The organism is Capsulimonas sp. (assembly GCF_039929585.1).
Lineage (GTDB): Bacteria > Armatimonadota > Armatimonadia > Armatimonadales > Capsulimonadaceae > Capsulimonas.
The window spans coordinates 1-12,944 of sequence record NZ_JBDSQY010000154.1 but is presented as its reverse complement, the minus strand read 5'-3'; the positions used below and the strand labels follow the sequence as shown (position 1 = coordinate 12,944).

General features: G+C 61.5%; 12 protein-coding genes. 10 read left to right on the top strand and 2 right to left on the bottom strand.

Translation table 11 applies throughout. The features are described from left to right. The first annotated feature begins 79 nt into the window (after nucleotides 1-79). From ABIZ35_RS10770 to ABIZ35_RS10740, 7 genes are all read left to right on the top strand, one after another. Entirely contained in the window at nucleotides 80-601 is a 522-nt protein-coding gene (locus ABIZ35_RS10770) for a hypothetical protein (RefSeq protein WP_348219901.1), read from the top strand. 114 nt (nucleotides 602-715) lie between these two features. Beyond that, nucleotides 716-1,432 carry a response regulator transcription factor gene (locus ABIZ35_RS10765; RefSeq protein ID WP_348219900.1) on the top strand — a complete coding sequence of 239 codons (717 nt, stop codon included), beginning with the start codon at nucleotides 716-718 and terminating at the stop codon, nucleotides 1,430-1,432. Nucleotides 1,433-1,716: 284 nt separating this feature from the next. After that, nucleotides 1,717-3,312 (top strand): family 16 glycosylhydrolase, encoded by a 1,596-nt coding sequence (locus ABIZ35_RS10760; protein ID WP_348219899.1) that lies wholly within the window; start codon nucleotides 1,717-1,719, stop codon nucleotides 3,310-3,312. 200 nt (nucleotides 3,313-3,512) lie between these two features. Then, a complete protein-coding gene (locus ABIZ35_RS10755; RefSeq protein WP_348219898.1) occupies nucleotides 3,513-4,517 on the top strand; it encodes a LacI family DNA-binding transcriptional regulator in 1,005 nt (334 codons plus the stop codon). A 141-nt stretch (nucleotides 4,518-4,658) separates the two neighbouring features. Then, a complete protein-coding gene (locus ABIZ35_RS10750) occupies nucleotides 4,659-5,144 on the top strand; it encodes a hypothetical protein (protein ID WP_348219897.1) in 486 nt (161 codons plus the stop codon). A 91-nt stretch (nucleotides 5,145-5,235) separates the two neighbouring features. After that, on the top strand, nucleotides 5,236-5,667 hold the full coding sequence (locus ABIZ35_RS10745) for a hypothetical protein (protein WP_348219896.1): 432 nt from the start codon (nucleotides 5,236-5,238) through the stop codon (nucleotides 5,665-5,667). Nucleotides 5,668-5,697: 30 nt separating this feature from the next. Beyond that, nucleotides 5,698-6,909: a hypothetical protein gene (locus tag ABIZ35_RS10740; RefSeq protein ID WP_348219895.1), complete on the top strand. Its 1,212-nt coding sequence runs from the start codon at nucleotides 5,698-5,700 to the stop codon at nucleotides 6,907-6,909. Between the two features lie 7 nt (nucleotides 6,910-6,916). Here ABIZ35_RS10740 and ABIZ35_RS10735 read toward each other — a convergent pair whose 3' ends face one another. After that, on the bottom strand, nucleotides 6,917-7,552 hold the full coding sequence (locus ABIZ35_RS10735) for a hypothetical protein (RefSeq protein ID WP_348219894.1): 636 nt from the start codon (nucleotides 7,550-7,552) through the stop codon (nucleotides 6,917-6,919). A 3-nt stretch (nucleotides 7,553-7,555) separates the two neighbouring features. After that, nucleotides 7,556-10,951: an ATP-dependent DNA helicase gene (locus tag ABIZ35_RS10730; RefSeq protein WP_348219893.1), complete on the bottom strand. Its 3,396-nt coding sequence runs from the start codon at nucleotides 10,949-10,951 to the stop codon at nucleotides 7,556-7,558. 108 nt (nucleotides 10,952-11,059) lie between these two features. On the opposite strand from ABIZ35_RS10730, the gene ABIZ35_RS10725 reads away from it, so the two are divergent. From ABIZ35_RS10725 to ABIZ35_RS10715, 3 genes are all read left to right on the top strand, one after another. After that, nucleotides 11,060-12,049, top strand: coding sequence for a phosphatase PAP2 family protein (locus ABIZ35_RS10725; RefSeq protein ID WP_348219892.1), 990 nt, complete (start codon nucleotides 11,060-11,062; stop codon nucleotides 12,047-12,049). Nucleotides 12,050-12,093: 44 nt separating this feature from the next. After that, complete coding sequence (locus ABIZ35_RS10720; protein WP_348219891.1) at nucleotides 12,094-12,363, top strand: hypothetical protein; 270 nt, start codon at nucleotides 12,094-12,096, stop codon at nucleotides 12,361-12,363. Continuing rightward, nucleotides 12,318-12,944 (top strand): acyltransferase (locus ABIZ35_RS10715; RefSeq protein WP_348219902.1); only part of this gene is annotated, 627 nt, incomplete at its 3' end. The genes ABIZ35_RS10720 and ABIZ35_RS10715, both read left to right, overlap by 46 nt.

Genomic DNA, 12,944 nt, shown 5'->3' with positions numbered 1-12,944 from the left:
CCGCTTCCAGGAGGCGGCCGCAATTCCATGCTTGCCGCCTCGGGCGTTTCATGCTAAACTAGCACAAGAGCGCCCACCTATGAACAACTCCAAAAGCATTCGCCGGCTGTACGCGCGTATTCGGTTTGTGCTCTCGCTGTTTATCCTCGGCCTGGTGGTCAGCGGCGCGACCGCAATTCCCCTTGCCGATGAGCTGGACATGCTGACACAGTGGATGGGCCTGCCCGCCGCCGCCGATCCGCGCCACTACACGGGCCTCGACGCCTGGCTGCTTACCGTCCGCGCGGCCCTGCACACGGTGGACGCGCGCATGCCGTTTCTGTTCTACGGCACGGACTGGCTCGCCTTCGGCCACTTCGCCATCGCCATCGCGTTCCTCGGCCCCTGGCGCGAGCCGGTCCGCAATGTCTGGGTCATCACCTTCGGCATGATCGTCTGCGTGCTCGTGATTCCCTACGCCCTTGTATTTGGCCCCCTGCGAGGAATACCGTTTTATTGGCGGCTGATCGACTGCGCCTTCGGCGTCGCCGGCTTCTTTCCGCTGCTCTGGTGCCGACTGATGATCGGCCAGCTGGAGCGGCGCGGGGTTTCGGCGTACTAATATCCTCGAATTCACTAACCGCAACCGGTTACAAAAGAGATTACGTTTGACAGCGAGTTCATGATATTTTCATAAACTCCGGGTATTCCTTTAATAGCAAGTGCGGAGGAAACCATGAGAGTTCTAGTGATTGAGAGTGAAGTAGCGCTGGCGGCGACGATTCGACGCAGCCTGCGGGAGCATCGGTTCAAGGTGGATGTGGCGCTGGACGGCCGCTCAGGCCTCGCGCGCGCCTTCGTGCGTCCCTATTCCGCGATCGTCGTGGACCAGGCGCTGCCCGATCTCTGCGGCGACGAAATCTGCCGAACCCTGCGCGCCGACGGAAGCCAATCCCCCTTGCTCATGCTGACCGATCCCCATACGGAATGCGCGAATGGGTCCAAGGCCGAAGGCGCGGGCCCCGACGACTGTCTGTCCCGGCCCTTTGACGCCTCCGACCTGCTAACGCGCCTTCGGCTGCTGCTGCGCCGCAATCGTGTCCACAAGGAGCCGGTCATCCGGGTCGCCGATCTCACCATCGACACCGACAGCCACGAAGTCACCCGCGCCGGCCGCAAGATCGGACTGACCAGCCGCGAGTACACCCTGCTCGAAGCCCTCGCCGCCCAGGAAGGTCACGCGCTGGACCGCGCCGCCATCCAGGAGCGGGTCTGGCTGGACGAAGACAGCGCCTCCAACACCGTGGATGTCCATATCGGCGTCCTACGCAAGAAGATCGATCAGGGCCACGAGGAAAAGCTCATCCATACCGTGCGCGGCATCGGCTACGTCGTGCGCCGTGGCCTCGAAGAAATCAGCGCCTCCGGCTCCGCCGCGCTTCTGCATCATTAGAGCAATCCCCATTCAGATTTTAGCGACGCCGCAAAATCTTGAATCGAAAAGTTTCGACCCCTCCGCCCCATCCTGGGGGACCAGATTGTGGCGAACGCATTTACTCAGTTCCCCAGGATGGGGCGGAGGGGCCGAAACCCTAATGAACAGTAACACGCAGCCCTCTATCCCACGATTTTCTCATTGACATCAAAAGCAACTTGTGATATCTTTAAACTATCGCGTTGACTTAACCGTTAAGTCAACGCATTAAAGCTATCGACGCTGATAAGGAAACGCTTTCCATGACTTCGCGACATCGTCTGTTCGCCGCTTCGACGGCCGCCGGTTTGATCTTGTCTTTCGGCGCATCAGCGCAGGCCGCGCCTCCGGCGGGTTATACGCTCGCCTGGAGCGATGAGTTTCACAAGGATGTCGGGGCGCAGGCCGATGTGGACAGCTGGAACCTGGAGGTCGGGCCGAACCACGCCAACGCGGAGCTGGAGATTTACACGAACGACCAGGAGCATGGGCATATAGTGGCGGACCCGAGGGCGACGGACGGAAAGGCGTTTCAGATACTGTCCACAACCGGGAAACAGTATGAGTCGGTCCGTATGACGACGGCGCACAAGAAGCCGTTTCAATATGGATTTGTCGAGGCGCGTATCCAATTGCCCTATGGACAGGGGATCTGGCCGGCGTTCTGGATGCTCGGCGAAAATATTGGGCAGGTGGGCTGGCCGAAGTGCGGGGAGATCGACATCATGGAGAATATCGGCATGAAGTCGTGGGGAAATCTTAATCTGAGCAGCCTGCACAGCGCGAGCGCCGCGCCGCCGCACGGCGACCTGATCAAGAATGATCCGTACACGCTTCCCAAGGGACAGGTCTTCACGGACAGTTACCATCTCTTCCAAATGCAGTGGGTGAAGGATGCGATCGCGTTTTACATTGACGGCAATCTGTACGAAACGCGCACGGCGGCGGAGTACGGCGAGAATCCCTATCCGTTCAACGCGCCGTTTTTCTTTCTGATCAACACGGCCGTCGGGGGATCTTGGCCCGGCAATCCGGACAAAACGACTGTGTTCCCGCAGAAGATGCTGATCGACTATGTCCGTGTTTATAAGGGCGCGCCGAAGACGCCGCCCGCGCCCCGCAGCCTCCGCAGCGCGCCGGGAGACAGCCGACAAATCCTGCTGTCCTGGCCGAGCGATATCAACGCGACATCCTACAACGTCTACCGAAGCGCGAAGCGCGGCGCCCCGGCGGGAAAACCAATCGCGACTGGAGTGGCCGCCCAGCCATTTGTCGACTCCGGACTGACTCCCAATGGCAAATACTTCTATCGTATCGCCGCCGTGAATGGCGCGGGCGTGTCCAAGCTTTCGAGCGACATTGCGGCCACCGCGCCTCCGATTTCCGAATCGCCTTATCTGGGCGTCGCGGCGGCCATCCCGGGCGTGGTGCAGATGGAGAACTATGACAAAGGCGGCGAAGGCGTGGCCTTCCACGATACGGACGCTAAGAACGAGGGCAATGTTTACCGTCCCTACCAGGGCGTCGATGTGGAAGCCTCCGGCAATGTCGGCGAGGGCTTCCATGTGGGCTGGTCCGCCGACGGCGAATGGCTCAACTACACAGTGAACGTCGCGCAGGCGGGGACATACACAGTCACCTTCCGCGCCGCCGTTGCCGGAAACGGCGGCAGTTTCCATCTGGAGAACGTCCAAGGCGTCAACCTCACCGGCTCGATTACCGTGGGCGACACGGGCGGCTGGCGGAACTGGGTTCCTGTCACGGCGCAGTTGACGCTGCCCGCCGGCAAGCAAACGCTCAAACTCGTTGAGGATCATGCTGGGTATAATCTGGATTCCATGACGTTCACACAGTTGTAGAACGGCCCTCATCCCCCAGCCCTGGGGAGGAGAAGATGCCCCCGGCCCCCACAAGGGGTGTAAACCATATAATCGATTGCGTGACAAAGATTTATCACGTGTGCGACTATGAGCTTTTACCCCCATTGGGGGCCAGGGGGATTCCTAACTCCTCCCCCAGGTTTGGGCCTCTGGGGCCGAATCCGTCAAGAAATAACTACATGCGCCGAAACGAAGCCCCAACTCTCACCGATGTCGCGCGCCGCGCGGGGGTGAACAAGATCACAGCGTCCGTCGTTCTCAGCGGCGGACGCAGCAACACGCGCGTCTCCGACGCCACCCGTGAACGCATTATCGCGGCGGCGGCGGAGCTGCGCTACGAGCCGAACGCCATCGCCCGCTCTCTGCGGCGGCGCGAGACACAGGCGATCGGCTTCTACATGGGCGGCTTCATCGACGCGCGCAGCCTCTTTCTCGCCGAAGTCCTCAGCGGCATCCAACAGTCGTGCGAACGTCATCAGCGCGACTTTATGATGCATGGCGCCTTTCGCGGCGACACCATCGACGACATTTACACGGGGCTCGTGAACGGCAAGGTCGACGGCTTGATCCTGCACGCCTTCAGCGACAGCGCCCTGGCGCCCCGCCTCGCCGCGTCGCACCTGCCCGTGATCGCCATCACCGATCCCATCGCCGGTCTGCCCTCGATCTGCGTGGATGACGCCGCGGGCGGCCGTCTCCAGGCCGAATACCTGGCTTCCGCAGGACATCGCCACGTCCTTTACGGCGTCTGCCCCTTCCGTCTCAGCTCCACAGTCCTCCGCTACGAAGCCTTCTGCGCCGCCGCCTACGACCTCGGCATGACCGTCACCGCCGGCGCGGCGCGCACCGACGACGACATCGTCAGCGGCGTCGAGCGCCACTTCCTAGAGCTGGAGCCGGCCCGGCGGCCTACCGCCGCCGTCTGCTGGAACGACGAGTTCGCCTACCAGATGATCGAATACCTCCGCGCCCAGGGCGTCAATGTTCCCGGCGACCTCGCCGTCGTCGGCTTCGACGGCTCCGTGTCCCCCATTCCACCCGCCTACCGCCTCACCACCATCCGCGCACCCTGGCGAAAAATGGCCGGCGACGCCGTCTCCCTGCTCCTCGCCCACCGGGAAGGCGAAGCGCTCCCCGAACAAACCATCCTCCCCGTCGAGTTCATCCCCGGCGACACCGCCTAAAATCTCTCACCCTCATTCGTCGCAAATTTATTTTAAGACTTTGCGATATTTTTCACAATATCGGGTATATTTAAAAAGTGAACACGTTCACTCTAGTTTTAATCGTCGCTCGCAAGGAGCAAATCCATGGGAATCGAGGCAATGGAATTCGATCGAACACGATACCGCAAACGCCGCCGGACGATGGACGAGTTGAATCGGCGCGAGATGACCAAAGTACTGACGCTTTATTGCTTGCGGCAGGGAGCATGGCGTGGTCTTGCCTACGGCGCCGCATATGGAATTATCGGGTTCTGGTACGGAATATTGTGCGGCGGCGCATACGGCCTGAGCATGGGAGCAGTCGTCGGACTTCTGAACGGCGTCGTGATATCCGCAATTAACGCAATACAGTCGCGGCGAACCGTGGAAGAACGCTATTTTCTGAGGACCGTCACGCGTGTTAGCCCAGTGCTCACTTTGATCGCAACCCATCTTACGCTGTGCATTCCTCGAAACGGATGGGCGCCGAACTTCACGCTGTCGGAATTAACGCCCAATGCTCTCTTCGATTACATTCCCTCCCTGGTCGCCGCCTTCGCGGCGTGGCAGGCGGCGCGGAAGATGGGTGATTGGTACTTCGAATGAATGCTTGGCCGACGTGAGGGACAAGAGGATGAAAATTGAATGTGGGCGAGACTGCCCGGAGTCGCCAACACTCTATGAAACTGATGCCGTTATGCTGTCACTCCGGCTGATCTGGCATGGCGTGACACAGGGCATGGTGCGCGGCTTTCTCTACGGCGCGTTGGCGGGAGTGTGGTTCTGGATTGGCGGAGCGCTTTATGGGTGTGTTATTGGAGCAGTCGCGGGTCTGCCGCTTGGTCTGCTGGATGGGATCGTCCTCGCAGCGCTGATGCGGCGACATCGGCGGACGATGGGAACAATGGAAGGTTTTATTGAGCGAGCGTTATGCATTATGCCCATTTTCACGTTAAGCGTTTGCCTCACCCTCTTCTGCGCCGTTCCCTGCGTCAACAGTCTGAGGGACACCGGGAGCGTGCAATGGAATGTTCCCGCTTACGCTCTCGCAATCGGCATGCTTCCATCGTGCATCGCGGCGTTCGCCGCATGGCAAAGCGTCCAAAAGCTGCGGGCGTGGTATAAATAGGTCAGATTACTGAGAGGATTGGCGCCGATTGTGACCCACGATCCACTATTTATCTGGTGCCGTGTCTGCGAAGGCGCCTACGCCATAGACGAAGTCCAGCGCGGCGTCTGCCCCCTCTGCGGCGCCCCGCGTGCGCCTGGAAGATGGATGGAATGGGAGCGCTTTCAATCACTTCACCCAAATCACCCCCGCGTTCCCACCGCCGGAATGCGATATCGACTGGCAAACGACGACGTTCGCGCCGAATTATACAACGCGCCCATACACGCTGTGTTAACCAGCAAGCCTACGCGTGCAATTACCGCGCAGGAAATGCCGCAAGAGATCATCGTTCACTGGATGACACAGGGCGTCATGCGCGGGTGCTTCTTTGGAGCGCTCTACGGTATTTTCTTTTTCTTCTACGGCGTACTCCCCGGCGCGGTCATCGGCCTCGTCGCAGGGCTGATGCTGGGATTACTCAACGGCGTCTTTCTTGCTGCCGTTCACCCCTACTATCTGCGTCGGACCAAGCCGAAACCAGGGTTTGTATTGCTGGCGATGCGGATCAGCCCCATCTTCACATCCTTCAGCGCACTCGCGCTGAGCATTGCGGTAAACCTTGAAGTGGCGGAGATTGCCTACGGAGCAGTCTCGCTTCCCACCCCATCCGTCTGGCTCCTCTACATCGTCATCCCCTCCCTGATCGCCGGATTCGCGGCGTGGCAGGCGGCTTGGAAGATGGAGGTTTGGTATGCTGAACCAGCGCCGATTGATGAATACTCCGCGCAACCAATTGACAACGGCGAACGCCCCACAGTGGAAAAACTAAGTATCTGGGCCATGACGCGCGCTCTGTTCTGGTACTGTTTCAAGGAAGGCGCACGCCTGGGGTTTTTCTACGGAGCAATTTACGGCGTGTTCTTCTTTATCGTCGGCGCACTCTTTGGCTGCGTCTACGGTCTGATTGCCGGAATGGCGGCGGGCTTATTGAACGGACTAGCGCTCTCGATCATCAATGCCGCCCAGAGAAAGACGCCGCCAACCGAGCGCCACTTTCTCCATACGGCGGCCTACGTGGGACCGATTTTGACGTTTGCTACCTGCTACGGCCTCTTCCGGTTGAGTGTTGGAATGCTCTTTAACTTCAACGATAATTCCTGGTGGACACCCAACTTCTTATACGATCTTGTCCCATCTCTCCTTGCCGCATTTCTGGCCTGGCACGCGGCGCGGGATATGGGGAAGTGGTACTTCGAGTAAGCACTCGTCATGATGCGATCGGGATGCGTGTAAATACGCTAATCTCGTCCATCACCATCTGGGCTTCCGTGAGAGAGGGCAGGAGCGCAAAAGAGCGCCACTCTGTTTTATTGCTGCGTCCCTTTTGCACGCCGACCTCAACGAAAGTGAGCTGGCGGCGAAATGTCGGCGCGGTTCTTGTCCGCAGGCCGGTGATTGCCGACATCGGCATGGCTTTCGCAGGAGTGAGGCCGGTAGCGTCCGCAAATTCGAACACTTGATTCGCCAGGTCAATGGACAATGTCGGTTTCATACGCACTCGAAACAGCCAGATCGTGATCCCGGCGCAAAATGCACACATCAATCCTAAGATGATGCAAATTTTAATGACAGCCGCCGGATGGCGATGGATCATGGTAAATGGGGGAGTGAACAGTCTAGGAAAAAGTTCCCACGCATCCTTTAACGGAATGAACATCATCGTACTGAGACCGCCCACGACACCGCATGCGGCAGGATGGATTGTCTTCCATCGGCATCTCAAAAACTGGCCGTCGAACTCGATTTGTGATACACCAATCTTTGAGACACGATAATTACGGTCAGGCTGCGGCGGCCACGAACCCTTTTCGTCCGGTTCTGAGATTTCAGTTTTGTTTTGCATTTTTTAGCTCGGGCACACCCACCGGTACCCGCAGCCGGCGCAGGTGTCGGCGGTCTCAGGGGCGGGGGCGAAGTCGCGGCGGGCGATGCCCTGGGCGGCGCGTTCGTACTTGAGGAGGCGGTCGGCTTCGAGTTTGGCTTTGTAGTCGGTGGCGGGCGGGGCGACTTCGACGGCGGAGCCGTCTTCGAGGTAGCGCAGTTGGAGGAGGATCGTGCGTTCCGGGTGCGAGTCGGCGGCGGCTTTGCGCAGGAGGGCGAGGCGCTTGTCGGTCTGGTCGGTGGGGGCGGGTTTGGAGTTTAGGTAGCGGGCGATGACGAGGGCGCCGTCACCCGGGCGCTCGTAGACGACTTCGGGGCGCGTGCTGATGTGGCACGCGGCGAGAGTGGCGCGCAGGGACGGGTTTTCCAGGGCGGCTCGGTCGGTGGTGGCGAAACCGAGGGCGCTGGCGAGAAGGCGCTCGGCGTGGGCGCGGTAGCGGGCTTCGTGCAGGCGGCCGACGGGACCGTGCTCGGTCCAGGTGATTTCAAACTGCGCGGTCAGCGCCTCGGCGTTGGGAAGTCGGCCAGCAGCGCATTCGTCGTCCAGCCAGCGCAGGGTTTGGCGTACGGCGGCGGCGAACTTCGGGTAGGCGCCGGACGGCGGCTCGGCGGGCAGATGCAGTTCACGCTCGTAATAATATTGGCGCGGACAGCGTCCGTACTGCTCCAGCGAGGAAGCGCTGTGGTGCGGCAGCGCGGGCGGCGCGCCATGGTCGTCTTCGGATGCTTCGGGCGCCTCGGCGCGGCCGGATGGCCACTGGACTAGGGAATCGGCGTTCACGATCAGCCATGGGGAGATCAGATTGAGCAGCGGCGACGGTTCGATCTCTTTTCCCTTGGCGTTCGCAGCGCAGCGGCTCAGGACTAAATGGTCGCGAGCGCGGGAGAGGGCGACGAAAAAGAGGCAGTTATCCTCTTCCATCTCGTCATCGGAGGCGCCGGTGAGACCGGGCGGCTCGGGGATGCCATCGTGTCGGCCGCGCGAGGGGAACTGGCCGTGGCCGAGGTTCGGGACGTAGACGACAGGGTATTCCAAGCCCTTCGCCTTGTGCGCGGTCATGATGCGCACGGCGTCCAGCGCCTCCGCGCCGTCGGGCGTGGCGCCCTGCGGGCTTTCGCCGACGGCGTCCAGGCGCTGAAGATGCGCTAAGAAATCCCGGATACGGTTCGGCGGACCGGCGGGACCGCAGATTGATTTGACGATCCCGCCATCGTAATTCTTCGCCAGCTCCCAAAGCTGATAGAGCGCCATACGCTTCTGCATCGCGGCGAACGCCGGCGTGTCGGCGCCTTCCAAATTGCGCACGAAATTGGAATGGTCGAACAGATACGCGCCGAGCACCACAACGGGGTCGCGGTCCAGTGCGTCCAGCGCGGCGAGATGCGCGGTAAGACGGCCCAGGCCGGGGATGGCGGCGGGACTGAGACCGTCCCACAGCACCACGTCGGCCAGCGCCTCAAAGAACGGCCGCTCGTCACGCAGGGCGCGGCGCAGCAAGATCAAAATATCTTCACGCGGCACGGCGTATTCGGGCAGTGAGGCGATACGGATGATTCCTGTAGTCGGGCCGCCGCCGTAAAGCGAGAGAAGGCAGATCAAGTCTTTGATTTCGGGCCGTTCCAAGAGGGCGCCGAGATAAAGAATAGGAACGCCGCGCTCGGAGAGACGATCGACGAACGATTGGGCCTGGGCGTGCGTGCGGCAAAGGATCGCCTGATCGCGGTACGCCCATCCCTGAGAGCGCAGCGCGGCGATGGACTTCGCGACGCCGTCGGCCTGCCCCTCGTCATCGAGCGCGACGGCGCAGAGCACGGCGGGATGGTCTTGGGTTTCGGCGACGCCCCGCGCCGCCTCCCATCCGGGAAACTCACTTGCAAGCTCAGGCGCCATACCACGCGCGGCGCTGGCGAAGCACTCCACAATGGGCTGGCGCGAACGGTAATTGACACCCAGTTCCAAACGCCGCCCACCAGGATAGTCGCGGCCGAAGGCGGCGACGTTCGCCGGCGAGGCGCCGCGAAACCGATAGATGCTCTGCCGGTGGTCGCCAACCGCCCAGAGACCGTGCGCCTCCTCGCCCGCCAGCAAGCGAACCAGGCGCGCGCAGCCGCGATTGACGTCCTGATATTCATCGGCCAGTACATGGGGGAAACGCGTTTGCAGCTCGGCCAGCACATGGGGATGCTGTTCCAGCAATCCTACAGCGCGTGAGATCAAATCGGCGAAATCTAAGTAACCGTTCTCGGCGAGCAGCGCCTCGTACACATGGTAGCAGCGCGCCACTTCACGCGCTTTCGCCGCCTGCGCTTCTAATTTCTCCACCACTTCCAGATCTTTTTTGAGGACCTTTTTGCCGCCATTCGCCGCCAGCGCCTCGGCCGCCGCCGTGGCGTCAGCCTGCATCGCCGCAACGTGCTTCTCATACTCCAGCGGCGGGCAAAGTTCATCCTTGGCCCGTGAGATTTGGCGCAGAATCCCGCGCAGATGATAGGCGGGATTGCGCAGGTTGTCCAGCACGTCCAGTTCTAATTGATCCAGATGGTTCTCTAAAAGCGTCACGGCGTCCAGGGTCCCCAGCAGGTTCACATGCTCGGGCAGGCCGATCTCCGAGCCATAGCGCCGAAGAATTTCCAGGCCGAAGCTGTGGAACGTGCCGACCCATGGACCGGAGCGTTCGGTCCCGACGCCGCCGCTGAGCAGGCGTTCACGCATCTCCCGCGCGGCGTCGCGCGAGAACGTCAGCGCCAAAATCTGTTCGGGCTTCACGCCCTGCGCCCGGGTGAGAAACTGACAGCGTCCCACCAGCGTCTTGGTCTTCCCCGTTCCCGGCCCCGCGCCGAGCAGCAGCGGTCCGCACTCCGCCTCCGCCGCCGCGCGCTGCGATGGGTCCAGCGTCACCTCGCGGTTCGCCGCCGTTTCCTGGCTCGGCTCCTCGGATTCTGCGGGCAGAAGAACGGCGTGGGCCATCTGCGACTCAACGAGCGCCACGTCCACTCCGACCGTGGCGGCGATTTCCGACGACCTGAGACGCTCTTCCCAAAACAGACGAGCCGTCAGCGGCGTCGGCAGCAGCAACTCGGCGGCGTACGCGTCGGCCTCGTCCTCACGGCGCAGATCCTCGGGCAGATCGTCGACCTTGGCCAGCATGCCCTGAATGTCGGCTTCCTGACCGGCCGCGCACTCATGGTCGCCATGCAGCGCCTGGTGGGCGTCGGCGTGCGCGGCCGGCGCAGGCGCATCCGTGGGAGCGCGGAGCGCGGCGGCGATCTCCGCGGCAGCGTGCGGAGTATCCAGGGAGAAACCGAGGGCGGCGCGGCGGTCGCGGGCTTTGCATCGAATGCTTGGGAGGGTCGTGCTCATGGGTTGAGATATTGTACGGCTTTTTGACGAAAAATTCCACAGACACGCGGACCAACTCACAGCTTGGGTATAAGACTTTAGGCTTGGATGCCTGGAAGGAATTTCCCCTTGCACAAACGGATTTGGAGGCCGCTGCTTTGCCTGATCGCCCTCGGCGTGTTCGCAATGCTCGCCTGGAATACCAGCCATCATCAGTTCCCCGTCATCGACCAGAACGCGATGCAGTACGCCCACGCGCACCAGATCAAGGCCGTGCGCATGATGATGGACTTTTTCACATGGCTCGGCGGAACATTTGTCGTGGTGGCGCTGACGACATTAATCGTCATTGGGTTTTGGATGACCGGCCGGTTCAAGCCCGACGGCGCCGTGATCCTGGGCGCCGTGGCGGGCGGTCTGGCGCTGATGGAATCCATGAAGCATTTCTTTCCCCGTCCACGCGCCTATCACATTTATGACCATCTCGGCTCCTCGTTTCCCTCGGGGCACGTCTTTTTCGCGCTCACGGTTTATGGACTGATCGCGCACTGGACGACCCATGACGGTCCGCCGCGACGGCGTATCCGGGCCTGGTGCTACGCGATCATCACGGCGCTGCTGGTGGGCTGGAGCCGCGTCTATGTGGGGGCGCACTACCCTACGGACGTGCTCGCCGGCCTCGCCATGGCGGTCCCATGGCTGATTGGCTGGCTCGCCGTGCTGACCCACTTTCACGGACGCGAGTCGGAAGCGACATTGCAGGAGCGTCATGCCCGCTACGAGGCGGGACGCGCGCGGATCAAAGAAGCTGCCCTGTTCCTGCCCAATCTGATCAAACTGGCGACACGGCTGCTGAGGGATCCGCGCGTGCTGAAGTCTCGTAAGATCGGCCTCGCGCTGCTGGCGGCTTATCTGGCGTCCCCCATCGACTTGGTCCCCGATTTTATTCCGGTACTGGGCGTGGCCGACGATCTGATTCTGACGGCGATTACCCTGCGATGGGTGGTGAAGGCCGTTCCCGAATCGGTGATACGCGAGCACTGGGATGGGAAAACGGACATCTTCACGCTGCTTGGCGCCGTGAGCTCCGGCATTCGGGGGCTGATGAGCCGCGCCTGAACGCTCCCAAATGCGGTACACTATTGCCTGGAGAGATCAAACTTTTGCGAGCAAAGACCAAATATAAAGTCAACGTGCGCTTCACCGGTTCGGCGTCGGTGGAGATCGAAGCAGACAGCGCGGAAGCCGCGCGCATCGCGGCGCTGGAGCTGGAGTTGGCGGACCTGGCGCGGCCCGGATCGTGCGACATCCATCAGTTCCAGGTCGCCGCGCGCGAGATCACGGCGGTGTCGGCCCTCGGCGGCGTCTCGGATGACGAAGATGAAGAATCCGCGTCCAAACCCCGCCCGTCGGGCTGGTACCGGCCGCTTTAGCGCTTTTCCCACCGAGCGCTGGCGCGAGGCGCATTTCCCTGACCACCCATCCCACACAGAACCTCAATTCGCCGCCGACGCCGCAGCACCGTCTGGATTTTCTCGACGGCCTGCGCGCGCTGGCGGCGGTTTTCGTGGTGCTTTCCCACCTCTGGGTCACCCAGTTCGGCATGCTCGCGCATCAGGGCGCGCTGGGCCTCTGGATGAATTGGATCATCTACAGCCACTTTGCGGTCGATGTTTTCATTGTGCTTTCGGGCTATTGTCTTATTCTGCCGGTCGCCCGCGCGGGGGAGCTGCGCGGCGGGGCGCTCGACTTTTTCCGGCGGCGCGCCCGCCGAATACTGCCGCCCTGTTACGCCGCTCTTACCCTTGCAGCAGCCATTTACGCTCTCACCCATCTTCACAAGCCGTTTCCCTGGGTCGCTCTGCTCGGCAATCTCTTACTCGTTCAGGACGCCGTGCAGCGATGGAACATGTTCGACTCGCCGCTGTGGAGCGTCGCCGTGGAATGGCGCATTTACTTTCTCTTCCCGGCGATTGTCTGGCTGCTGAAACGTCATGGCCGCATCGCGGTCCTC